The sequence below is a fragment of the Xanthomonas hortorum genome, assembly GCF_040279205.1.
GTDB lineage: Bacteria > Pseudomonadota > Gammaproteobacteria > Xanthomonadales > Xanthomonadaceae > Xanthomonas > Xanthomonas hortorum_F.
Window position 1 is genome coordinate 1 of sequence record NZ_JBEOLS010000072.1, and the last position, 23,908, is coordinate 23,908.

At 61.9% G+C, this 23,908-nt stretch carries 19 protein-coding genes and 1 pseudogene; 13 read left to right on the forward strand and 7 right to left on the reverse strand.

What is annotated here, in order from left to right:
• Positions 1-159: pseudogene (locus tag ABS769_RS20020) on the reverse strand (IS5/IS1182 family transposase); the annotation flags it as partial.
• Positions 160-637: 478 nt separating this feature from the next.
• On the opposite strand from ABS769_RS20020, the gene ABS769_RS20025 reads away from it, so the two are divergent.
• A complete protein-coding gene (locus ABS769_RS20025) occupies positions 638-1,297 on the forward strand; it encodes a hypothetical protein (protein WP_317062923.1) in 660 nt (219 codons plus the stop codon).
• 206 nt (positions 1,298-1,503) lie between these two features.
• Here the strand turns inward: ABS769_RS20025 and ABS769_RS20030 are convergent, their stop codons facing one another.
• The 3 genes from ABS769_RS20030 to ABS769_RS20040 form a co-directional block, all read right to left on the reverse strand.
• Complete coding sequence (locus tag ABS769_RS20030) at positions 1,504-2,235, reverse strand: carbon-nitrogen hydrolase family protein (protein WP_317062924.1); 732 nt, start codon at positions 2,233-2,235, stop codon at positions 1,504-1,506.
• Positions 2,236-2,387: 152 nt separating this feature from the next.
• Complete coding sequence (locus tag ABS769_RS20035; RefSeq protein ID WP_317062925.1) at positions 2,388-3,623, reverse strand: hypothetical protein; 1,236 nt, start codon at positions 3,621-3,623, stop codon at positions 2,388-2,390.
• A 305-nt stretch (positions 3,624-3,928) separates the two neighbouring features.
• The gene (locus ABS769_RS20040; protein ID WP_317062926.1) at positions 3,929-4,594 is read right to left on the reverse strand and encodes a hypothetical protein; all 666 of its coding nucleotides are present in this window, start codon (positions 4,592-4,594) and stop codon (positions 3,929-3,931) included.
• Positions 4,595-4,873: 279 nt separating this feature from the next.
• Here ABS769_RS20040 and ABS769_RS20045 point away from each other — a divergent pair, with 279 nt between their 5' ends.
• Positions 4,874-5,494, forward strand: a complete 621-nt coding sequence (locus ABS769_RS20045; RefSeq protein ID WP_317062927.1) for a DUF4142 domain-containing protein — start codon at positions 4,874-4,876, stop codon at positions 5,492-5,494.
• Between the two features lie 78 nt (positions 5,495-5,572).
• Here the strand turns inward: ABS769_RS20045 and ABS769_RS20050 are convergent, their stop codons facing one another.
• Entirely contained in the window at positions 5,573-5,872 is a 300-nt protein-coding gene (locus ABS769_RS20050) for a hypothetical protein (RefSeq protein WP_168959635.1), read from the reverse strand.
• Positions 5,873-6,506: 634 nt separating this feature from the next.
• Here ABS769_RS20050 and ABS769_RS20055 point away from each other — a divergent pair.
• Both ABS769_RS20055 and ABS769_RS20060 read left to right on the forward strand, forming a co-directional pair.
• On the forward strand, positions 6,507-6,872 hold the full coding sequence (locus ABS769_RS20055) for an Imm10 family immunity protein (RefSeq protein WP_317062928.1): 366 nt from the start codon (positions 6,507-6,509) through the stop codon (positions 6,870-6,872).
• Positions 6,873-7,359: 487 nt separating this feature from the next.
• Positions 7,360-7,767 (forward strand): MAPEG family protein, encoded by a 408-nt coding sequence (locus ABS769_RS20060; protein WP_317062929.1) that lies wholly within the window; start codon positions 7,360-7,362, stop codon positions 7,765-7,767.
• A 19-nt stretch (positions 7,768-7,786) separates the two neighbouring features.
• Here the strand turns inward: ABS769_RS20060 and ABS769_RS20065 are convergent, their stop codons facing one another.
• Both ABS769_RS20065 and ABS769_RS20070 read right to left on the reverse strand, forming a co-directional pair.
• Positions 7,787-8,470 (reverse strand): hypothetical protein, encoded by a 684-nt coding sequence (locus ABS769_RS20065; RefSeq protein ID WP_055825755.1) that lies wholly within the window; start codon positions 8,468-8,470, stop codon positions 7,787-7,789.
• 81 nt (positions 8,471-8,551) lie between these two features.
• The gene (locus ABS769_RS20070; RefSeq protein WP_317062930.1) at positions 8,552-9,439 is read right to left on the reverse strand and encodes a hypothetical protein; all 888 of its coding nucleotides are present in this window, start codon (positions 9,437-9,439) and stop codon (positions 8,552-8,554) included.
• A 554-nt stretch (positions 9,440-9,993) separates the two neighbouring features.
• On the opposite strand from ABS769_RS20070, the gene ABS769_RS20075 reads away from it, so the two are divergent.
• The 9 genes from ABS769_RS20075 to ABS769_RS20115 all read left to right on the forward strand — a co-directional run.
• Positions 9,994-13,110: a maltotransferase domain-containing protein gene (locus ABS769_RS20075; protein ID WP_317062931.1), complete on the forward strand. Its 3,117-nt coding sequence runs from the start codon at positions 9,994-9,996 to the stop codon at positions 13,108-13,110.
• Entirely contained in the window at positions 13,107-16,457 is a 3,351-nt protein-coding gene (gene treS, locus ABS769_RS20080; protein WP_317062932.1) for a maltose alpha-D-glucosyltransferase, read from the forward strand. The genes ABS769_RS20075 and treS overlap by 4 nt, the downstream gene beginning before the upstream one ends.
• Positions 16,458-16,468: 11 nt before the next feature.
• A complete protein-coding gene (gene glgB / locus ABS769_RS20085) occupies positions 16,469-18,652 on the forward strand; it encodes a 1,4-alpha-glucan branching protein GlgB (RefSeq protein WP_229011730.1) in 2,184 nt (727 codons plus the stop codon).
• Positions 18,653-19,042: 390 nt separating this feature from the next.
• A complete protein-coding gene (locus ABS769_RS20090; protein WP_317062933.1) occupies positions 19,043-19,342 on the forward strand; it encodes a hypothetical protein in 300 nt (99 codons plus the stop codon).
• On the forward strand, positions 19,332-19,604 hold the full coding sequence (locus ABS769_RS20095; protein ID WP_317062934.1) for a hypothetical protein: 273 nt from the start codon (positions 19,332-19,334) through the stop codon (positions 19,602-19,604). The genes ABS769_RS20090 and ABS769_RS20095 overlap by 11 nt, the downstream gene beginning before the upstream one ends.
• A complete protein-coding gene (locus tag ABS769_RS20100) occupies positions 19,601-21,154 on the forward strand; it encodes a PepSY-associated TM helix domain-containing protein (protein ID WP_350498258.1) in 1,554 nt (517 codons plus the stop codon). The genes ABS769_RS20095 and ABS769_RS20100 overlap by 4 nt, the downstream gene beginning before the upstream one ends.
• Positions 21,155-21,324: 170 nt before the next feature.
• Positions 21,325-21,789, forward strand: a complete 465-nt coding sequence (locus tag ABS769_RS20105) for a metallophosphoesterase family protein (RefSeq protein WP_317062936.1) — start codon at positions 21,325-21,327, stop codon at positions 21,787-21,789.
• 269 nt (positions 21,790-22,058) lie between these two features.
• On the forward strand, positions 22,059-23,207 hold the full coding sequence (locus tag ABS769_RS20110) for an aldo/keto reductase (protein WP_317062937.1): 1,149 nt from the start codon (positions 22,059-22,061) through the stop codon (positions 23,205-23,207).
• 544 nt (positions 23,208-23,751) lie between these two features.
• Positions 23,752-23,908 (forward strand): transposase (locus tag ABS769_RS20115; protein ID WP_233368074.1); only part of this gene is annotated, 157 nt, incomplete at its 3' end.

Consider the following 23,908-nt stretch of genomic DNA (forward strand, 5'->3'; position numbering starts at 1 on the left):
CGGCTGCCGACCTGGCCGCCCCGACACCGGATAGTGCGGTGCGATCAGCCCGAGCAGTTGCTGCCACGGAACCACCTGCTCCATCTCGGCCAGAAAGATCTCGCGCCGGGTCTGCTTGCGTTTACCCAGGCCCTCAGCGTCACCGAACGTCAGTTGCATGGATGATTCCTCACTCTGTGGCAATAGTGTCGCGCATCTGCTGTGCTTTGTTCAGAGGCTCCTTAGCAAGTGCGTGTGGCGCTAATGCCATCGCCAACGGAAGCAAGCAGAACTGAAGTCGCACTGGTTTCATCCTAATGTCGCACGTAGGGTGCGCCCCAGAGCATGCAAGCATTGTTCCCAGCGTCTTATAGAGTTCGCTTTCACTTATGCCATGGGTGGCTTTGATCGCCTTTTGTCGCATTCAAGTCCATACGCCTTGATCGCCTAGGATGGAAAGTAGCGAACTCAACGTATAAAGATGTTTATGCTGAACGCAAAATGTGCAGTAGGACCGAGTTTTAAATTATTAAGCGCTATAACATCTAAGTCATCAACTTGACTAATAAGTTCGAAGCCAAAATTAACTTTATGGCTATGAAGGGCGAGTGCGGCGAAGTAGTAATTATTTAATAAATCTAACTGGAAGGGGATAAATATGAGCGAGGGTTTTCTAAAAGATTTGTCGCGTGACCAGCTGGCAGCCGCGATTAAGCCGACCTACGACAGTTTTTATCAGAAGCTGAGTAGCTCTCAGCAAGCGAAGATCAATTTTGATCAAGTAGTCAACGGCGCTTACAAGGTGTTAAAAGGTGCAAGTCCATTGGGCAGTCCCGCAGCGCATTTCACAACGCTCGCAGCGGTGGAGACTGCAGGTGTTGCACCTTGCATAATGGCGGTAGGAATGGTGATTGCTGACGTTTTTGCGATCGTCTTTCAGCTCGCGGGAATCAACGAATCGGAGAGTCGTGCAGCAGCACGCGCAATTCTGGAAGAGCTTGGCCAAGAGACGATTCGGGGTATTCAAGCAACGATCCATGATTTCAGCGTGGCCGAGTCGGCGATGGACAAAGCTAGACTGATATGGAAGATTATTTCAGAGGTCTACAACGCCATTGGCATTTCTGGCATCGCCAAGGCATTGGAGGATTCGATGCATTGGTATGACTGGATAATTACGGGGGTCACGGTGGTAGCGCAGCTAGTTGCATGGTTTGCCACCGACGGCGTCGCTCTGATTGCGGAATTGGCACTTGAAGGCGTATACCTAGCGCAATTCACGGAAGACGTCATAAATGCGCAATCCGCTTGCGCATAGGTGTCGATGGGGTTGTGCAATGCCGCCGACGCACTGCCGGTACCGGTAGTCCAGCCAATGCAACATCCTTCGGTAATCTCGCTCGCTCGCTCGCTGGCTGTCGCGATCTTTGACCTCTAATATCCCGTCGCCACCCGGCGGCGGGGCCTTTCTGTCAAGGAGGGCATTGCCATACGTCGATCCCCGGACCTTCCCTTGGCCTGACCTCAATCCAATCTGAAGACTCCCGCTTCTCCAGTCCGTATGTCATACGCCACTAATGCCTCTTGAAAAGCGTCAGCGCTGCAAACGAGTTCATCGGTACTGTTCCAGATGGCGGACAGACCTGCTCCTATAAAATTATCGGCGGCACCGACACAGTTCGCCATCATCACAGTCATGGAATGGGTTTTTGCCATCATCGGATAATGACTGTAGGCCGATGCGACGCCTCTCTCAGACTTGGCCACGCTTGCCAGATATACATGAGCGCCTAACTCTGCGGCGTGTTCTGCATGGCTTGCCTGCAGCGACTCGTAGCAGATGGTGGGTGCCAGGACATGATCTGCGTGTCTAAGCACGAGCTGTTCAGTGCCGGGGGTGAAAAAAGGGTATTCGTCGACGTGTAGATGCTGCTTGGAATAGGTACTGCGCGCTAGCCCCGGTTGGAAGCAAACCATGCTGATTTCGGTGCCTTTCGTCCCCTTCGTCGGCGCGCCAACGGCGATGAGCATGCCATATCGGTCGCTTAATACCTGAAACTCATTAAAGCGCCGATCAGTCGGGTGCACCGCCAGAGCCTCCGCCAGACCTGGTTCATAACCAGTGAGGGAAAGCTCGGGAAAGACCAGCACGTCGGCATCTTCGCTCGCAGCCAGGCGGATGACATCGAGGTGCTTACTGATGTTTTTTTCGATCTCGCCAGGTATAGAAGAAATTTGCGCAGCGATTAACTTCATTGCCTGTCTCGTGTGAACGTGTTGAGGCCGTGTATCTTGGCTGGGCGCTTACCTAAGCAACGGCCTCAGGAAGACAGGTTGCCTGGATGCTTACCGAACCTCTCCAGCCTGAATCCTGTAAAAAACTAGGTGCGCCGGTTTGAGGCCGGTGTTCATTTGTTGAGCACAGTAGTTCCCCAGATCTGGTCGTAATCGGCATTGTGCGCCTTGGTAAATCCATGGGCATCGCTGAACCCCTCATCGACTTTCTGGCCGTCCTTGTAGATCACATAATGGCGCCCGCCGGCAGACTGGTTGCCTGGGTAATGTAGCTGCATCCGGTAGACGAGCCTGCTCTCTTCCGCTGCCGGCGTTGCCTGTTGCTGTCCGCCGCCGCTAGCCATGTGCTTTATCTGCAACAGCGGCGTCGCCTGCTGCGGATGGGCAACAATCCAGCGCATGAAATTGGCTTGGTCCTGGGCTGAGGCTTGCCCGGACGCTGGCCAGATATACAAAAAAGTTGCCGGCGTACCGGGTGCTGTACTGGCAGCCGGCATGTGCCATTCATAGACCTGTTGCTTGCCGTCGGCTGTCGTCATCTCGAGCAGGCGGGCACTGCCTTGCGATGGGTTGCCGGCGGCACCTGACAGTTCACTGATCGGTGCCAGGCCGGAGTCCGGTACGGCGCCCGCCAGTGCCAGTAGCAGATCGCGCTGGTTCGTTACTTCCTGCTCGTTCAACGACAGCGAGCGCAGGTAGCGCGAGCGCAGACTGAAACGGTAGCGCGCTTCCTGCAGGGTGAATTCCCCTTCGGCCCTGGAGGCTTCGTGCCAGTCGTGTCCGGGTGCCAGATTGACGGTGCCGTGCATGATGCAAAACCCCTGCTGGGACTGCGCCGCTGGCGGGAAGGGCGATGCGCTGCTGGTGATCGATGCCAGGATTTCCTTGGTGCGCCGTTCGGTGATGTCCTGCAGGCGGCTGATGGCCGTCTTCTGGAAACGAAAAGTGGTGCCATCGCGATGGGCGAAGCCGGTGACCTGTACGACATTCGGGTCGAGGGGCAACGTGTCTTCCGCGTGTGCGACGATGACCCTGCCATCATCCTGTGCCAGCGTTTCCACCGGCTTGATCAGTTGGCGCACCTTGCCATCGCTGGCCGATGCTTGTGCGCTCAACAGGCGCTGCGCATAGCTGGCCGCGTCCTCGCGGTAGGTATCGATGTCGCCCCAGTAAAACTGCGCGGAATTCCCCAGAAAATGCAGGGGCATATCAGCCGTCACGGCAAGACGCCCGATGCAGTAACTGGTATTGACGGGATTGTCCGCCGACGGCGGCAACGATTTGTTGGTGGTGTTGGTTGTGCTGCAAGCGGCAAGCAACGCCATGGCAGCAAGCAACGGTGCGCGCATCAAACGCGTGGCGGAATGTCTCAACGCAATTCCTTCAAAACAGCAATCGGCAATGATAGATGACGCCGGTCCACGCGGTGCGTCACCCCTGAAAAAGTCTTCTGGCGCGCCCTGCTGCTATCACCATCCATTGACTGATTGCGGGATCGAGCGAGCCGAATTCGTTCTGGTCGTTGCGGGCCACCGTAAACCGCAACGCGCTGCCTCGCATCGACTTTTATGTCGCGTGGTGGTCGATGGCGTGCCTGCCTCCGTTGCGCCTGCCCCTGCAGGAGTGCAGCGCACCGGGGTGGCTAGGCTTGCGATTACTTCTTTCGATACACCCCGCCGAAGGACACGTTCATTCCGCCGCATTCCAGGTTGTCGTCGACCAGCAGCATGTCGCCCAGCAGTTGCAGGCGCACCTTGCACGTGTTCTCGTTGACCTCGACGCGGTTGCCTTCTGGATAGCCGCGCGCGGTGACCGAGCCGGTGTGCGGACCGCCCGGCGTCTGTTCCGGGTCGGGATAGGCGCTGGGCCAGTACGCATCGCCGTTGACGGTGATGCTGCCGTCTGTGTTGGGGGTCAATTGCAGCGTGTTGTCGCCGTAGTGCCAGTGGCCGTTCCACGCCTGTGGTGTGGGCGTGGCAGCGCTTGGTTGCATCTGCAGGCTGGACTGTGCGACCCAACCGGCGGTGCCGCCTCCCTTGTTGGGATAGAGCACGCAGACATACGCATTGCGGCGCTGCGCCGTCAGGACAATATCGTTCTTGACCACGTAGGTGCGCCCCTGGCATGCGGCCCCGCCCTTGTCCGGGCAACCATCGGTGTCCTTGAGCAGATGCAGGCGCGGCGGGATGACCTTGCCGAGGGAGAACGCCACCGGCGCGCTGGTGAACAATCCATTGCGGCAGGTGGCATCGTCGGTGGCAGGCGCGGCGTGGACCAACGGCGAAACGCCCAACAGGGCAAGCATCCAGGCCTTACGCATCGCAATCACTCCAAATGTGGCGCGGTAGTGTGCGGTAAACCGGGCCGTCTTTCAGCAGGAAAGTGTCACCACACGCCATGCGTACCACAGCCGCGCTGACCCACGTCCAGGTCCACGCCCGCGTGCAAGCGCGCGCCGCCGCGTGCGGTGCGTGCATGGTGCGGCGTTGTGTCTTCGCCCCCCAGCCCATGCTTGCGTCTGATTAACTCGTTGAAGTGTATGAGCCCTCTTCACCTGGGGAGGGCGATGCTGCTGTCTCAAATCGAGAGGGAGTGGAGCATGAAACAATCACTGTTGGTCCTGTCCATCGTCGCGGCGCTGGCGCTCGCTGGTTGTAAGCCGGATGCCGACAAGGAGGCCGCAGCGCCTGCCGCGTCCACCGAGCCGACGCCGACCGGTGGCGCGGCGACCCCGACCACACCGCCTGTCGGCGAAGCCAGCCCGGCGCCGGAAGGCGCGGCGCGTGCGAGTTCCGGAGACGACATCGCCCTGGGTCTGCTCGGGGCGGTGAACAACCACGAGATCGCCGCAGCGAAGCAGGCGCAGGACAAGAAGGTCACCGGCGCGGTGCTGGAGTACGCGAAGATGATGGAAAAAGAGCACACCGAGAACCTGGAAAAGACCAAGGCGCTGGGGACGCTGGCAGAAACCCCGGACGTCAAGAAGCTGGAGAGCAAGGGCGAGCAGGAGCTGTCCACGCTCGGGCAGACGTCCGGCAACGACTACGCGGCGGCCTACATTGATGCAATGATCGCCGGGCACAAGGACGCGCTGCAGCTGATCGAGACGCAGATGATGACATTGGCGTCGACCGAGCCGGTCAAGCAGCACCTGACCGAGACCAAGACGCACGTCGAGCAGCACCTGGCGAAGGCGGAAGAGATCAAGAAGGCGATGTGAGCGTGGGTGTGGCAGATCGCCGGTCTGCCACGCCTGGTCTGCAAGCGGCGAGTGAGCGCGACGTCGTCGTTTTCGAGCTTAGGGACCCGGAAGGGGGATCAGGGAAAAGGCGATTCCTCCCACAACTGCCAATAGCGCCAACACGCTAAGAATTATCGAATACAGACGCCTGGAAAAACTGGGGCGACGCTGAATGGCTCGAAGAATGGCGATCGGAACTAATGCATAGACAGCACAAAGGGCAATGAAGTACCAGTTGATCTGATAGGAGGAGCCCTTGCCCAGCGCATTTCCGGCTTGAAACAAGACCACTCCACCAACAAGCGATAGGAAAGAGCGGATTGCGAATGCGTTATTGGTTCTTGTTTGAATGCTCATATCTTTACATCGCTACGATCTGGAATGTTGCCCCAGCTGGGGTGACTCACAACGCGTCTCATCCGGTCGGGAACAAGCTTTGGTGGCATATCTCTGGAGTCGCGCTTACCATCTGGATTACTCGGCATTGGTCTGCGGAGCAGATAGCCGCCACGCTTGCTCGCGACGGCTTGTGCGAGTGACTTAACACTTTTTTCGACCCGACGCCGCTCAGTGATTGCACCTCCATCCGATATCATTGCAGGCCAGTATGCGATTGCCGCCTGGTTCATTGCAGTCGCAATTGGGATGTTGATTTCGAATCTACATCTCCGGGGTCATAAGGGAGGCTTCTTCAAGTGCCTCGGACTTGGAAGCTTGGCCATCGGGCTGCCACTGGCCTTCGTGCTGCCCTCATCCGCATACTTGCTGAAGTCCATCGTTATGCTTGTTCTGTCGATCTGCATAAGCGTAATGGGCTTGAAGAAGGGTTCGCGTTGGCACGTATGGCTCGGTGTATTGGCAGCCTTCTTGGCCTACGTCACAGTCGGATTTCAATATATGGTTGTTGAGACGGCGAGGTGAGTGTGGCAGTGAACGAATTGAGGCGTTAGATATCAATACAAGCTCGTTTGAATTTGCAGCAAAAAGCGTAGTGGTGGCACCCGTCGACGATGGGTTTTACCTGATTGGTTTTAGTGACTGCGAGGTCAATGCCGAGACCTACCTCACGCTTCAACGCGCTTTGACTTTCGATGAGCAAGACGTGGCCTTCGGTATGGATACCTACCACGTCGAGTGGTGCAGCCAAGAAAGATCATCGTACGGTGGCATCTCCCAATTCACGCTTCGGCCAAGCTCTGCGGAGATTGCGTTCAGTTCAAGCGCCGCAAGAGCATTGGGTGGCATGGAACGTCTCAGCATCTCCTTCCAGCTCACACCCTTCGAACAACATGCATTGCGTGATGCTCTTGGGTACATTTTTGGAGGTGACGGCTGCCTTGTCATGGCCGATGACTAAAAATAGTACTGGGGCTGCGCGGAGCTACATGGGCATTTCAACCAACAAGCTTCTTGTACAGCGCCGCCCTCAGCGGACTCGGAGCGCTGGTGCATCTGGCCTGCCTGATCGCGGGCGCTCGCCTGTTCCGGCTCTTGGGAGCTGGTGAACAAATGGCGCAACTGCACTTGCCGGGCTTGGTATCCTTGGCGGACTGGTACATGCGGGGATTGGTGCAGCAAGCGCACGATCGTCTCGGCGCACTCGGGCCGGCTTCAAGTACTGCCTAAAGATCTCTGGCACGCTCGGCAGCAAATACGGAGGGATAACCTTGCCATCCTTTCTCTGGCAGAACTGATTTCAGCGTCCAGCCGCATTACCGAGCAAATCGGTGATCTTCGGGAAGGCGCGCAATCAAGTTGACTAACGTTGACTAGACCGCTGGCAAGCCGCTCACACGCACCCACCTTGAAGGCGCCTTTATTTCAGGCGTCGGCCGGAAGCTGATATGTCACAACCCTTGATTCTTGCGATGGCAGCGCACGTTGCCCTCGCCGCCTTTCTCTACGTGCTTCTCACCGTTGTCCGGGCTCCTGCGGTGTGGGGCATCGGCAGACCGAAGAGCGGCGCGAATCCTTGGGCGGATTTCGAGCCGCGGATCAGCGCCAACCTGTCGAACCAGTTCGAGTGGCCGCTGTTCTTCCATGTCGCGTGCGTTCTGCTGATGTATCTGGGGCATGGCCACGACGGCCTACTGCTGGCGTGGATCTTCGTTGCCGGCCGGGCGCTGCATAGCGGCATCCAGATACTTACCCGCAATGTTCGGCTAAGAGGGGCTGTGTTCACCATCAATTTCCTGGCCGTGCTGGTACTCTGGGCGCTGGTGGTTCGGGCGGCTTGGTCACCGGTGGTCTAAGGGTTCGTCTAGGAAATCCTCAGCGCCGCGCCGCCGGCTCCCGGCGATAGACCCCACCAAAGCTGACGTTCGCACCGCCGCATTGCAGATTGTCCGCAACGACCAACAGGTCGCCAAGCAGTTGCAGACGTACATTGCAGTCGTCTTCGTTGACGTCCACGCGGTTGCCCTCGGGAGTACCGCGTGCAGTAACGGCGCCAAAATGCGGGCCGCCGGGCACTTGCTCCGGGGTGGGGTTTGCACTGGGCCAATACGCATCGCCATTGACTGTGACGCTGCCGTCGCCATTCGCGGTCAACTGCAGCTGGTTGTCGCCATTGTGCCAGCGGCCATTCCATGCCTGCGATGTTGGCGTACTCGCACTCGGCAGCGGCTGCAGACTGGCCTGCGCCACCCAGCCGGCGCTGCCGGCGCCCTTGCTGGGATACAACGCGCAGACATATGCGCCGTGCCGCTGTGCCAACACCAGCGCATCGCCTTTGACCACATACGTGCCTCGCCTGCAGGCAGCATCGCCTTTGTCCGGGCAGCCGTCGCTGTCGTTGAGCAGATACAACCGTGGCACCGCGACCTTGGCGATCGAGAACCCAGCCGTGCTGCTGGTGAACAAGCCATTGCGACACGTGGTCGCTTCGTCATCGCCTGGTGCCGCGTCGGCTGCCGCCGATACCAGTAACAGGGCCGCTAGCCAGAATCCATGCATGTGTATCAATCCAGGGTTGGAAAAGACCGGAGTCTAAACCAGTCATCTTCGTTCTTCCCGGATGAGATCCATGAGCCGCGCTCACCGGCACCGATCAAAGGTTCTGACGCGTGTTTCTTCCGCAATAATCAAGCGGTCTTCCATCTGGCTCAGGATAAACACCGCAGGAACTTCCTTATTGGGCTTGTTTGCCGACGCGGTGATGATGCGCCACGTCCAAGGCGTGCGTGCGAGCAATGTCACCGTGTTGGGCCAGATGTCTTCGCCCTTGCCGGTCATATGATCCCAATCGAATCTGATGGCGTGCTTTGGGTCTGCTGCATCACGGTCACATGGAATGCCTGCGGTGACCCATGTGCCTTGGAGATTGCTCGGAAAGTTGGTCTTGGGGACGTTGCGCTGGTAGCTTTCGACGCCAGCGATGCGTGTCAAAGCACCTCGCTTCCACGTATAGGCTCGCGTGTAACGTCCTGGAGCGGGGCATCGGTTCGAGCCATCTGGATTGGATTGCTCCCGTTTGCAGATGTGCGATTTCTTTTGCACGACAAAGACGACCTCGATGCGATTGCCCTGGACCGCTAAGTCCATGACCTCGCCCGGAATTTGTTCGCTTGCATCTGGCGTGTAGCCGGTCTTGCGTGCTCTGATTTCCCATGGGTCAATCGGCACGCTGAGGCTCGGTGTCTTCTTCGGAATGAGTTTGCTCAGCACGTTGATCGCGTTGGGACAATCGGACGTGGAGTCGGTGCAATACGAGGAGCCGAGATAGACGATCTCATCGATGCCATCCTTATCCAGATCGATAGCGCGCACGAACCCCGCGTAATCCTCGACGACGATATCGTCGTTAACGCTGAAGTCCTGCCACAGCCTAACGATCTCTTCGGCACGGCTGGAGGTCAGCTTCTGCTCCTTGGCTGTCGCGACTGTGGCGATGGCAAGCAGCGCCGCCATGACATAGATCCGCATCCTTGCTCTCCTTGCAGGTTGAAGATATAGCTTACAACTCCTCGCAACTTGCCGAGTGCACTGGCCGGATCCACTGGACTGCGGGGCGTTGTTGCCATTGCACGCGGATCCCAGATGTCCAAGACATGCTTGGTAGCGTGTTCGCCATCAGGTCTCCTGCTCGATGCACCAATCCAGTGCCTGATCGCGCGCTCCATGGCGCCACTTGCCGTATGGGCACCCACGCGCACGGTGCGCTCGTAAAGATGCGGTCTGTATTGTGTGAATTCGTCGCCACGGCCGCGCTTGTTTGATTTTCGTCAATTCGACCGACACATGAAATTCGCAGTGAGGGTGCTTGACTGCATGGGTCAAGAATCGTTGCGGAGTTGCGCATGAGTGCAGTCACAGGTGGAAAGGTCGGCCAGGCGGCGGGTAGGCAAGGGGCGATCTGGACGGGAGTTGGACTGGTGCGTCGTGAGCGAGCGCCTGTGGATCTGCTGGGTGGTTCGCGCCGCGTTGCTCCCATTGTCGTCACGGCGCGTGTTTGCGCCGCGGTCTGCTGAGGAGGCGCCATGCGGATTTGTGTACTCAACCAAACAACCAATGAGCAAGCCGGGCTGGAGCAGCGCTGCGTCGCGGCGCGCGAGGCGGGCTGCGACTACGTGGTGGCGCCGCCGCCGTTCGAGCGCGATGCAGAGGGCCGGCTCAGCGAAGTCGCCACTGGCAGCGAGGCCGACGCAGCGCGCCTGGGTGAGCTTGTGCAGGCGGCGCACCGCGCTGGCGTGAAGCTGCTGCTCGATGTGCGCCTGGACGAAGTCGGCGGCGCTAGCGCGGTGGTGCGCGAGAACCCGCAGTGGTTCCGCGCACGCAGTACGGCGGTGCCGGACCCGCGTCAGCCGCGCACCACGCCGGAAGTGGCCGAGGCACGTTTTGCCTATGCGCAGGAAGGTGCGGCGCTGGTGGAGTGGTGGAGCGCGCGCCTGCTGGACTGGGCGGCGCAAGGTGTGGCCGGCTTCCGCCTGCTGCAGCCGCAACAGGTGCCGGCGCAGCGCTGGCGCGAGTTGATCGCACGCGTCCATGCGCAGGCGCCGGAAGTGGTGTTTGCAGCGTGGACGCCAGGCCTGGGCACTGAAGCCTTGCAGCAGTTGGCCGGTGCCGGGTTCGATGCGGCGTTCTCCTCGCTCGCGTGGTGGGATGGGCGCAGCAGTTGGTTCTTCGATGAAGACACCGCATTGCGCGCACTTGCCGCCCAGGTGGTTGCGGTGCTGGATGCGCCCGATGGCAAGCGTGCGGCGACGCCTGCGCAGCACTGGCAGCTGGCGCAGGCACTGGGCGGGGCGTGGTTGTTGAACGCTGCGCAGCTGGATGCAGTGCCGTCGAGCATCCGCGCCACTGACAGCGTGCCGGCAAGCAATGCCGGCCTGCGGCTGCGCCCGCTATTGCGCGAAGCCACCGGGCTGACGGCCGTGGCGGTGGAGCCGCTCGGTGGATTGCCCTCGTTGTTGTTGATCAATGGCGATGCCAACCATGTAGTGCCGGTGCCGGCCCCGGATCTGCTGCGTCTGCTCGGCGATGCCGAAGCACTGGTGGGCGAAGACGGCAGCACCTTGTCGGGTGCGACGCTGGAGGCGCTGGAGCCGGGCGAGGTGCGCGTGTATCGCAGTGTGCCGGCGCGGCATGTGCTGGCGGTGCCGCGGATGCGCCCGCGTGCGCAGACCGCGGCCGCGTGGCCGCGCGTGTGCATCGAATCGGTGACGCCCTCGGTCGATAACGGTCGCTTCCCGGTCAAGCGCACGGTGGGCGACCGCATCTGCGTGGAAGCCGACGCGTTCTGCGATGGGCACGACCGCATTGCAGTCGCTGTGCTGTGGCGCCCGGCCGATGCCAAGACCTGGGCCAGCGCACCGATGCGTGCGTTGGGCAACGATCGCTGGCGTGCAGAGTTCCCGCTGGAGCGCATCGGCACCTACGAGTTCCGGGTGGAAGGCTGGCGCGATGTGTTCGCCACCTTGCATGCGGATCTGGAAAAGAAGCGCGCCGCCAACACGGTGCTGCCGGTGGACGTGCAGGAAGCGGTGGCCGTGGTGCAGGCCGCGCATGCACGCAGCAGCGGTGCCTTGGCCGAGCGCCTGCAGGCCGTCCTGACCCGCATCGGCGCGCAGAGCGAGCCGCTGCAGCAGTTGGCGATCGTGCTGGAGCCGGACACCGCGCAGGCGATGGCAGCGGCCGACGACAAGCCGTTCCGCTCCGAGACGCCGGTGACCTTCCGGGTGGAGTCGGAGCGTCGCGCGGCGCACTTTGCCAGTTGGTACGAATTGTTCCCGCGCTCGCAGAGCGGCGACCCGCAGCGCCATGGCACCTTCGACGATGTGATCGAACGGCTGGCGCATATCCGCGCGATGAACTTCGACGTGTTGTACATGCCGCCGATCCATCCCATCGGCGCGAAGAACCGCAAGGGCCGCAACAACACGGTCACTGCGGTCGACGGCGAGCCGGGTAGCCCGTATGCGATCGGCGCCAGCGATGGCGGGCATACCGAAGTGCACGCCGAACTCGGCGGGCTCGATGGCTTCCGCCGCCTGATCCAGGCCGCACGTGCGCATGGGCTGGAAGTGGCGCTGGACTTCGCCATCCAGTGCGCGCCGGATCACCCATGGTTGAAGGACCACAAGGACTGGTTCACCTGGCGCGCGGATGGCTCGATTCCGTATGCGGAGAACCCGCCGAAGAAATACCAGGACATCGTCAACGTCGATTTCTACGCCAGCGGTGCGGTGCCCGATCTGTGGAACACGCTGCGCGATGCGGTGCTGTTCTGGGTCAACGAGGGCGTCACGCTGTTCCGCGTGGACAACCCGCACACCAAGCCGTTCCCGTTCTGGGAGTGGTTGATTGCCGATGTGCGTGGGCGCCGCCCGGATGTGGTGTTCCTGTCCGAGGCCTTTACCCGGCCGAAGATGATGTATCGCCTGGCCAAGTGCGGCTTCTCGCAGTCCTACACCTACTTCACCTGGCGCAATCACAAGCACGAGCTGCAGGAGTATGTGGAAGAGTTGAACGAAGGCGTGCCGCGCGAATGCTTCCGCCCGCATTTCTTCGTCAACACGCCCGACATCAATCCGCAGTTCCTGCAGACCAGCGGGCGCAACGGGCATTTGATCCGCACCGCGTTGGCCACGACCTTGTCGGGGCTGTGGGGCATGTATCAGGGCTTCGAGCTGTGCGAAGCCACGCCGCTGGCGCCGGGCAAGGAAGAGTATCTGGACTCGGAGAAGTTCCAGCTGCGCGCCTGGCCCGAGCGTGCGCCCGGCGACATCGTCGATGAGATCACCCGCTTCAACCAGCTGCGTCGCATGCACCCCGAGCTGCAATCGCACCTGGGCACGCGGTTCTATCAGGCGCACAACGAGCAGGTGCTGTATTTCGGCAAGTTCCTGGATGCCGGTTACCTCTCGCGCAGCCGCAGCATGGTGTTGGTGGCGATCAATCTGGACCCCAATGCGGCGCAGGACGCCGATATCGAAATTCCATTGTGGGAGTTGGGCCTGCCCGATCACGCCAGCGTGGCAGTGGACGATCTGTGGGACGGCCATCGCTTCACATGGCAAGGCAAGCAACAACACATCCGGTTAGAGGCGACGCGGCCGTTCGCGTTATGGCGCATCCGCGCAGGAGAGGTCGCATGAATGCAGTCCCATCGTTACAAGCCGACGCAGAACAGTCTGCGGTGGTTGCAGACCAGCTTTGGTACAAAGACGCGATCATTTATCAGGTGCACGTCAAGTCGTTCTTCGACTCCAACGACGATGGCATCGGCGATTTTCCCGGCCTGATTTCCAAACTGGATTACATCGCCGAACTCGGCGTGGACACCATCTGGTTGCTGCCGTTCTACCCCAGCCCGCGCCGCGACGACGGCTACGACATCGCCGAGTACATGGCGGTGCATCCGGACTATGGCAGCATCGAAGACTTCGAGCAGCTGGTGGCGCAGGCGCATGCACGCGGCATCCGCATCGTGACCGAGCTGGTGATCAACCACACCTCCGATCAGCATTCGTGGTTTCAGCGTGCACGCAATGCGCCGGCCGGCTCGCCGGGGCGTGACTTCTATGTGTGGTCGGACACCGACCAGGAATACGAAGGCACGCGGATCATCTTCTGCGATACCGAAAAGTCCAACTGGACCTGGGATCCGGTAGCCGGGCAGTACTTCTGGCATCGGTTCTATTCGCACCAGCCGGACCTCAACTTCGACAACCCCGCCGTGCTGGAAGCAGTGCTGGAAGTAATGCGCTTCTGGCTGGATCGTGGCGTGGATGGCTTGCGTCTGGATGCGGTGCCGTACCTGATCGAGCGCTCCGGCACCTCCAACGAGAATCTGCCGGAAACCCACGCGATCCTGCGCAAGATCCGCGCCACCCTGGATGCCGAATATCCCGATCGCATGCTGCTGGCCGAAGCCAACATGTGGCCGGAAGACACCCAGCAATACTTCGGCCAGAACGCCGACGAATGCCATATGGCGTTTCACTTCCCGCTGATGCCGCGCATGTACATGGCGATCGCGCGCGAAGACCGCTTCCCCATCACCGACATCATGCGCCAGACCCCGGAGATTCCGGAGAGCTGCCAGTGGGCGATCTTCCTGCGTAACCACGATGAGTTGACGCTCGAGATGGTCACCGATTCGGAACGCGATTATCTATGGCAGACCTACGCCTCCGATCGCCGCGCGCGTATCAATCTGGGCATCCGTCGCCGGTTGGCGCCGCTGCTGGAGCGCGACCGCCGCCGGATCGAATTGATGACCTCCCTGCTGCTGACCATGCCCGGCACGCCGGTGCTGTATTACGGCGATGAGATCGGCATGGGCGACAACATCCATCTGGGCGACCGCGACGGTGTGCGTACGCCGATGCAGTGGTCGATCGACCGCAATGGCGGTTTCTCGCGTGCCGACCCGGCGCAGCTGGTGTTGCCGCCGGTGATGGACCCGCTGTACGGCTTCCAGGCGGTGAATGTGGAAGCGCAGATCCGCGACCAGCATTCGCTGCTGACCTGGACCCGCCGCGTGCTCAGCGTGCGCAAGCGCTACCAGGCCTTCGGCCGCGGCACGCTGCGCTTTTTGTATCCGGGCAATCGCCGCATGCTGGCCTACCTGCGTTGCTATCAGGACGAGACGGTGCTGTGCGTTGCCAATCTGTCGCATACGCTGCAGGCGGTGGAACTGGATCTGTCCGAGTTCGAAGGCCGCGTGCCGGTGGACATCATCGGTGGCGGCAGCTTCCCGCCGGTCGGCCGCCTGACCTATCTGCTCACTGTGCCGCCGTTCGGCTTCTATGCGTTCCAGCTGGTCAGCGAAGGGACCTTGCCGGATTGGCATGTGCCCACCCCGGTGCCGCTGCCGGATTACCGCACGCTGGTGTTGCGTAGCGATACCGACGAAGGCAACGCGCTGCTGCCGCATCTGTCCACGCTGGAAAGCGAAATCCTGCCGGCCTGGCTGTCGGCGCGGCGCTGGTTCTCGGCCAAGGATCAGCTGCTGAAACACGTGCGTATCTCGCGTCGCACGCCGTTGCCCGGCGATGAGCCGATGAGCCTGCTGGAGCTGGAAGTGGAGCTGGAAGATGGCCGCCACGAGAGCTACATGCTGCCGATCGGCATCGTGTGGGAGCGCGACCACCCCAGCACCCTGGCCGAGCAGTTGGCACTGGCGCGTGTGCGTCAGGGCCGCGAGGTGGGTTACCTCACCGATGCGTTCGCCCTCAAGCCGATGGTGCGTGGAGTGATCGATGCGCTGCGCGAGAATTCCACGCTGGAGTTCCGCGATGGCGACGATGCCTCGCAGCAGGGACAGGTGCGTTTCGAAGCGACGCCGGCGTTGGCCAAGCTGGATATTCCGCAGGATCCGGACATCCGTTGGTTGTCGGCCGAACAGAGCAACAGCTCGCTGGTGGTTGCCGACAAGGCGGTGTTCAAGCTGCTGCGGCATGTGGCCAACGGCGCCAATCCGGAGATCGAGATCGGCCGTCGCTTGACCGAAATGGGCTATGCCAACGCCGCGCCCCTGCTGGGCAGCGTCAGCCGCATCGACGCGCAGGGCACCATTACGACCATTGCGTTGCTGCAGGGCTTTATCCGCAACCAGGGCGATGCCTGGCGTTGGACGCTGGACCATCTGGCACGCAGTTTCGACGAGTACGCCACTGCGCAGACCGACGAATCGCGCGCCGAAGCCGTAGCCGGTTACGACGCGTTCGCTGCCGTGGTCGGCAAGCGTCTTGCCGAGCTGCACGAAGCCTTGTCGTGCGATACCGACGATGCGGACTTCGTGCCGCAGCGCATCGACCTGCCCGCCGCCAACGATGTGGTGGCCGGCGTTGCGCGCCAGGTCGAACAGATGTGGGAGACGGTCAACGCGCGCCTGGCCAGCAGCGACGATGCGATCGAACGCGACGCACTGGAAGCGGTGCTGGCCGAACGCTCGCAGCTGGAGGCCTTGCTGGCCAAGGCACCGAGCGTGCTCGCCGAGTCGTTGTTGACCCGCGTGCACGGCGACTTCCATCTGGGCCAGATCCTGGTGGCGTTCGACGATGTGATCCTGATCGACTTCGAAGGCGAGCCGGCAAAGCCCTTGTCCGAACGGCGCGCCAAGGCCAGCCCGCTACGCGATGTAGCCGGTTTCCTGCGCTCGCTCGATTACGCCAGCGAAGTCTCGGCACGCGGCGAAGAAGGCACTGCCGCACGTGCGGGCGTGGGGGTGGATACGCATCTGGATGAATTCCTGGTGCAGTTCCGTCGCCGCTCCACGCAGGCATTTCTGGACGCGTACCATGCCGTGCTCGATGCCAGTACGCATCCGTGGATCGCACCGGCAGCGTTCAATGCGGCCACGCTGTTGTTCCTGGTGGAAAAGGCCTGCTACGAAGTGCGCTACGAAGCCGCCAACCGGCCCGGCTGGTTGATGGTGCCGGTGGAAGGCTTGCGACGCATCCTGCAACGCGCGCGCGCTGATGCAGGAGACACATGATGAGTGGAGTGATGACAGCAGTGACCAATCGATGGGACCCCGGCGCGACCCGCGCCCTGGCCGAGGCACGCCATGGCGATGCATTCGCCATCCTGGGCGCGCACCCGACCGACAGCGGACGGGTGCTGCGCACCTACCAACCGGGCGCCAACTACGTCAATGCAGTGCTCGACGACGGGCAGGTCATCGCGCTGGAGGCAGGCCCGGAGCCGGGCCTGTTCGCTGGCGAGTTGCCGGCGCAAGGCGCTTATCGCCTGCGCATCGGCTGGCCCGGTGGCGAGCAGGACACCGCCGACCCGTTTGCGTTCGGCCCGCAACTCAGCGACTTCGATCTGCACCTGATCAGCGAAGGCCATCATCTGCAACTGGCCGATGCGCTCGGTGCCAATGCGATCGAGGTCGATGGCGTGCGCGGCACGCGTTTTGCGGTGTGGGCGCCCAATGCCACGCGCGTGGCGGTGGTGGGCGATTTCAATAGCTGGGACGCGCGCCGGCATCCGATGCGGCTGCGGCATCAGTCCGGTGTGTGGGAGCTGTTCGTGCCCGATGTCGGTCCTGGGGCGCATTACAAGTACCAGCTGCGCGGCCCGCATGGAAACGAATTGCCGGCCAAGGCCGACCCGGTGGCGCGGCGTGCCGAGCTGGCGCCAGGCACTGCCTCGATCGTGGCCGACCCCACGCCGCATCAGTGGAACGACGACGGCTGGATGGCCACACGCGCACGCCGTCAGGCGCATGACGCACCGATGAGCATCTACGAGATCCACGCCGGCTCCTGGCTGCGCGAAGAAGGCGTGGACCTGGACTGGGACGGGCTTGCCGATCGCTTGATTCCGTACGTGGCCGATATGGGCTTCACGCACGTCGAGCTGATGCCGGTGACCGAACATCCGTTCGGCGGTTCGTGGGGCTATCAACCGTTGGGGCTGTTTGCGCCCACTGCGCGCTTCGGCTCGCCGGACGGCTTCGCCCGCTTCGTCGAGCGCTGCCATCGCGACGGGATCGGTGTGATCGTCGATTGGGTGCCGGCGCATTTCCCCACTGACGCACACGGGTTGGCGCATTTCGACGGCACGGCGCTGTACGAGCATGCAGACCCGCGCGAAGGCTTCCATCGCGACTGGAATACGCTGATCTACAACCACGGGCGCCGCGAGGTGTCCGGGTTTTTGATCGCCAGTGCGCTGGAGTTCCTGCAGCGCTTCCACGTCGACGGCCTGCGCGTGGATGCGGTGGCCTCGATGCTGTACCGCGATTACAGCCGCAATGCCGGCGAGTGGGTGCCCAACATCCACGGTGGGCGCGAGAACTACGAAACCATCGCGTTCCTGCGCCGGCTCAACGAGGTGGTGCGTGAGCATGCGCCTGGTGCGGTGATGATCGCCGAGGAATCCACCGCGTTCCCCGGTGTGACCGCCGATGTGGCACATGGCGGGCTTGGCTTCCACTACAAGTGGAACATGGGCTGGATGCACGACACCTTGCACTACGCCGCGCTGGATCCGATTTACCGCCGTTATCACCACGGCGAGCTGACCTTCAGCATGGTCTATGCGTATTCGGAGCGCTTCGTGCTGCCGATTTCGCATGATGAAGTGGTACACGGCAAGGGCTCGCTGCTGGGCCGTATGCCGGGCGACGATTGGCAGCGCTTCGCCAATCTGCGTGCGTACCTGGGTTTCATGTTCACCCACCCCGGGCGCAAGTTGCTGTTCATGGGCTGCGAGTTCGGCCAGCCGACCGAGTGGAACCACGACGGCGGCATCCCGTGGCAGTTGCTCGACGACCCGCGCCATCGCGGTGTGCAGACCCTGGTGCGCGATCTGAATCGGCTGTATGTCGAATACCCCGCGCTGCACGCCTACGACGACGATCCGTCCGGGTTTGCGTGGGTGGTGGGCGATGATGCGGCCAATAGCGTGGTTGCGTTCCTGCGCAAGGGCAAACGCGGCGATGCACCGGTGCTGGTGGTGATCAACTTCACCCCGCTGGTGCAGCACGGCTATCGCATCGGCGTGCCGCAGAGCGGTCAGTGGCGCGAAGTGTTCAATAGCGACGCCGGCATCTATGGCGGTGCCAATCTGGGCAATGGTGGCGTGGTCACTGCAGAGCAGCAGTCCATGCATGGCCAGGCACAATCGCTGCCGCTGCTGTTGCCGCCGCTGGGCGTCATCGTGCTGACCCCGCACGGCTGATGCATCGCATACACCGCCGGACTGCTGGTCCGGCGGTGTGGCACCTGTTAGATTGCGCGCCGTAGAGTGGTCAACACAACGCTGCGAACGCCCGATGGGTGCGCGGCCGTTTTGTCAGCCGCTTCTTAGGCAGCCCGGGGAGGGTTGCCGGGCACAGCCGCCGCCATGCCTTCCGTCGACCGTCTTTGCGGGAGCGTTGTGCGTGGGCGTTTTGATTGCCGTGAGTGTCGTTTGGCTTGTTGAGGCCGCTTTCTGCGCTGCGCGCAACAGTGGCTGCGCGCATGCAGCGGTGTGCACGGCACAGCCACTGGGTGCGACCGCGCGAAGTGGCTACCGATGGCTTGCCCGGTTTGGTGCGCTGCATGAGCCCACCTCGACGCAGGCTTGCGCATGAGCAGCCTGATGACGCTTTTATATCTGCTCACCGCTGCCGCCTCGGCTTTTGCGTTTTATCTGGCAACCACGCATCAACGTCTTGTGCTGCGGCGCCGATTGTCTGCGCGCCTGTTGCGCAGCGGTGGCAGCGTGTTGTTGGTGTTGTCGCTGGTCTGCGCCATCCGTGCGTTGGGTGTGTGGGCGGGCGTCTTCGCCGCAGTGACTGCGCTGATGCTGGTGGCGGTGGCGCTGCCGTATCTGGATGTCTGGCAACAGGCGCGTGCGCAACGCAGGCAGGTGCGCCATGTGGGCTAGGTGGCTGGCTGCCGTGGTGCTGGGCTTGCCGCTTGCGGTTGGCGTGGTCGGCTTGTGCGCATTGTTGCTGCCTGGGCCGCAGCAAAGCTACACGCTGGCGTGGTTGCTGCTGATGTTTCCGGTGTGGATCGGTGCAATGGCGTTGCCATTCGTGTTTCGTAGCGCATTACGCGCCTGGGTAGTTCTCGGCGGGCTGACCGTGCTGTGCTATGTCGCGCTTGCGGGCATCAAAGTATTGGGCTGGACGGAGTTGAGCGCATGAAAGCATCGACCTTGCGTGCGTTTCTCTCCGTGCACAGCTGGATGGGTTTGTTGGCCGGCATGGCGTTGTTTATCGCCTTCTATGCCGGCGCCATCACTGTGTTCACGCACGAGTTGAGCGATTGGCAGGCCACGCCACATGTCACGGAGAATGCACCAGCCGATCCGGTCGCCGCAGCGCAGGCCTTGCTGGACGCGGTGATCGCCAAGCATCCGCAGGTGGCCGAATCGTTTCTGGTGCTGCTGCCCGGCGAACACGGGCCGATTCCACGGCTGTATTGGTATGGCGCGCAGGCCGATGCCAGTGGCGGCATGCGCCAATACCAACACGCCGCCGATGGCACGCTGCAGGAGTTGCCGCAGCGCGTGGGCTTTGCCGATTTTCTCTACGACCTGCATTTCACCGCCGGACTGCCGCGCGTGTTCGGCACGTATCTGTTCGGCGTGGTCAGCGTGCTGTACGGGCTGGCCCTGGTCAGCGGGGTAGTGCTGTACGCGCCGGTGTTCTTCAAGGATCTGTTCGCGCTGCGGCTGGGCCACAACCTCAAGCGCCTGTGGCAGGACGCGCACAACGTGGTCGGCATGTTGTCGCTGCCGTTCCATGTGATCTTCGCCTGGTCCGGTGCGGTGTTGTGCCTGGGCGTGCTGTTGCTGGCGCCGTTTCAGTTTCTGGTGTTCGACGGCAAGTTGATGCAGATCCTGGAGCCGGAGTTCGAGCTCACCCCGCATGTGGCACCGGCCAAGCGTGCTGCCCCGTTACTGCCGGTCGCGGTGTTGCTGGACAAGGCGCGTGCAGCCAGCCCGGGGTTTGTGCCGGAAAGCATCGGGTTTCACGATGCCGGCGATGCCAATGCGCGTGCGGAAGTCTATGGCCACCACGATCAGCGCCGGCTCAACACGCTCGGCGGCGTGGCACTGGAAGCGGCAACCGGCAATGTCTTGCGGGTGCTCGAACCCAAGACGATGTCGGCCGGCACCGCTGCACTGCGCGGGTTGCAGGGGCTGCATTTCGGCAATTTTGGGCATGCGCCGGTGCAGTGGTTGTACTTCCTGCTGGGGCTGGGCGGTGCGTTCCTGTTCTACAGCGGCAACCTGTTGTGGATCGAGGCACGCCGCAAGCGTCGCCTGGTCGAGCAACCGCGGCGCACGCACGCCATGGCGCGCCTCACCGTCGGCATCTGCCTGGGCAGCGTCGCCGGCATCTCGGCGTTGTTTATCGCGGCGCGGTTTCTGCCACAGGGACAGGAGCGTTATGTCTACTACGCAGTCTTCGCGCTCATGCTGATATGGGCCTTGCTGCGTCCCACTGCACGCGGCGCCTACGAGGTGTTGCTGGCGTGCGCGGTACTGACGGCGTTGATTCCGGTAGCCAGCTGTTTTTCCGCGCGCGGTGTGGTGCTGCCGTGGCAGGACGCAACGGTGCTCAGCGTTGACCTGATTGCGCTGGCCTTGGCATGGACGTACTGGCAGCTGGCACGCGCGAGCAAACGGCGCGGAGTGCAGGGCGATCCAAACAGCGTCTGGGCGTGGGGAGACCGCGCCGCTCCGTGAGCGGTCGCTGTGCCTGCGCGCTGTAGTGCATTGCAGCGCTGCCTGCACAATGCGCGCGTTGCGGACCCAAGACCTGGGCCCGGTTGAGCTCAACTCACGTGTGACGACATGCATGTCACGTACGATTCTTGGCCTCTTGTCGCTGCTGACGTTTGTTTGGGTGCGTTGAAATGTCCACACCACTGCGCATTGGCCTGATCTCCGACACGCACGGCCTGCTGCGGCCGGAGGCGGTCGCCGCGTTGCAGGGCTGCGCGGCCATCATTCACGCCGGCGATGTGGGCAAGCCGGAGATTCTCACCGCGCTACAGGCGCTGGCGCCGTTGCACGTGATCGCCGGAAACATCGACAACACGCCATGGGCAGCCAAGCTACCCGAGACGCTGGATTTGCTGATCGCAGGCGTAAGCATCCATGTGTTGCACGATCTGAAAACGCTTGGGCCCGAGGTCGCTGCAGATGTGATCGTCAGCGGTCATTCGCACAAGCCAGCGGTGCACATGCGCGACGGCGTGCTGTACGTCAATCCGGGCAGTGCCGGCCCACGTCGTTTCAGCTTGCCGATCAGTGTGGGAGCGTTGTGGTTGGGCGATGGCCCGCCACGTGCGGAACTGCAATTGCTACAGCTGCGTTGATCCAGGACGGATGACTGCAACAAGCGAGCCACGATCCAGGTGACGCGGTGCGACGGCGTGCATCTGACTTCAATACGCTCGATCCAGAATGTACTGACGTTAAGAACGGAGGCTATCGGCAACGCATGAGTTCGCCGACCTTACGCGGCATATAGGCATGCACCCGGGTTATCTGTTGAACGCTTGTGCCCGCTTGAAACCCACGCGCTGACCCTGTCTGCACGCATGCGGGGCCACCCTAGTGCCTCAAGTCGTCGCAAGGAGTCCTCATGAATACACGTCGCCAATTCCTCTCCGCCGCCGCTGCCGGCACCGCTGCGTTGGCCGCTGCGCCGTTGTTGGCACAGTCCTCCGCGCCCGGTAGCGTGATGCCGACGCGCGGCAAAACCACCGCATCGAAGCTGCCCGCCAACGCAGCGACCAAGGGTGCGCGGTATCGCCCTGCGAGCCGTCTAGGCTTTGGTGGCGTGGCGATCGGCAATGGCTTTGCAGCCACCAGCGATGCGCAGAGCGAAGCGACCCTGGCGGCGGTGTGGGAGTCGGGCGTGCGCTATTTCGATACCTCGCCGTGGTACGGGTTGGGATTGTCGGAGCGTCGCACCGGTCATCATCTGCACAATCACGCCGCAGACGAATACGTGCTGTCGACCAAGGTCGGGCGCCTGCTCACCGCGACCGACAAACCGCCCAAGACGATGTGGCAGCAGCCCTCGCCCTTCGACTATCGCTACGACTACAGCGCCTCCGGCGTGCGCCGCTCCATCGAAGACAGCCTGCAGCGCCTGGGTGTGTCGCAGATCGATATCGCCTACATCCACGATCTGTCGCCGGAGAACGAAAAAGACCTCGGTATGCCATGGGAACAGCGCTTTGCCGAAGCGGTGAAAGGTGCCATGCCCGAGCTGACCAAGATGCGCAAGGAAGGCTTGATCAAGGCCTGGGGTTTTGGCGTCAATCGTCCGGAACCGGCCTTGCGTGCGATCGAAGAAGCCGACCCCGACATCTTCCTGCTGGCCTGCCAGTACTCGCTGCTCGATCACGCGCGTGCACTGCACGACACCTTCCCGAAGATTGCCAAGCATGGCGCCTCAGTCGTCGTTGGCGCGCCGCTGTTGGCGGGTTATCTGGCCGGGCGCGAGCGTTATCTCTACGACGGCAGCGTGCCGGAATGGGCGCCGGCCATGCGACAGAAAGCGCTGGCCATCTGCGACCGCCACGGCGTGGATCTGCGCACCGTTTCGCTGCAGTTTGCCGCCGCACCGCAAGTGGTCTCGGCGGTGATTCCCGGCGCGCGTACGGCCGAGCAGGCGCATGCGAATGCGGCCTCGATGCGCGTGGCGATTCCGGCGGCTGTGTGGGAAGAACTCAAGCGCGAGCAAGTGATCGAAGCGGATGCGCCGGTGCCTGTTGTGAGCTGATGCAGCTAAGAGCGGCTGACAAAACCTAGCGAGCGAGCGCCTGTCAGTGAGCGCAGTGGTTTTGCCGGCCGCATCTTGGTGGATGCAGTCAGAAGTCAGGCCGAACGCTGAGTCGGTCGAGGGCGCGGTGCCCTCACCGCTCGCGGGACACGCCGTGAACCCGTCCCTGGGGGCTCGGTGGCGGCATCCATGCCGCCACACGGTCCCGCAATCGGCAAGGACACCGCACCAGAGAGTTTGTCGGTTGCTTTCTTAAAGCTTGTCCATCGCTCGGCTTGCATTGAGAAGATGAATCAGGCGTGCCGTTATCTAAGCAACCCACGTAAGACATTGCTTGCACCATGCACACCGACCATCTCGACTGGTCCTTGCCCGCCCACCGTCGCGGGACCTTACGCGGCCTGGATGCCGCGTAAGAGCCTACAAGGACGTACTTGCAGCGTGTCCCGCGATGGTGGGCGGGCAAGGGCCCTGCAGCCAAGCCGCAGATCAGCCGCTCTAGGGCCTGTTAACACTAATGGCCCGAGCGATTAAACTATCGTGCATGGAGATCACGCCAGCACAATTTTCTCTAATCGAACACTGCCTGCCGGCGCAGCGCGGCAATGTCAGCATGACCAACCTGCAAGTGGTCAACGCCATCCTTTACGTTGCCGAGCATGGCTGCAAATGGCGCGGCCTACCCAAGCGCTTTGGCAACT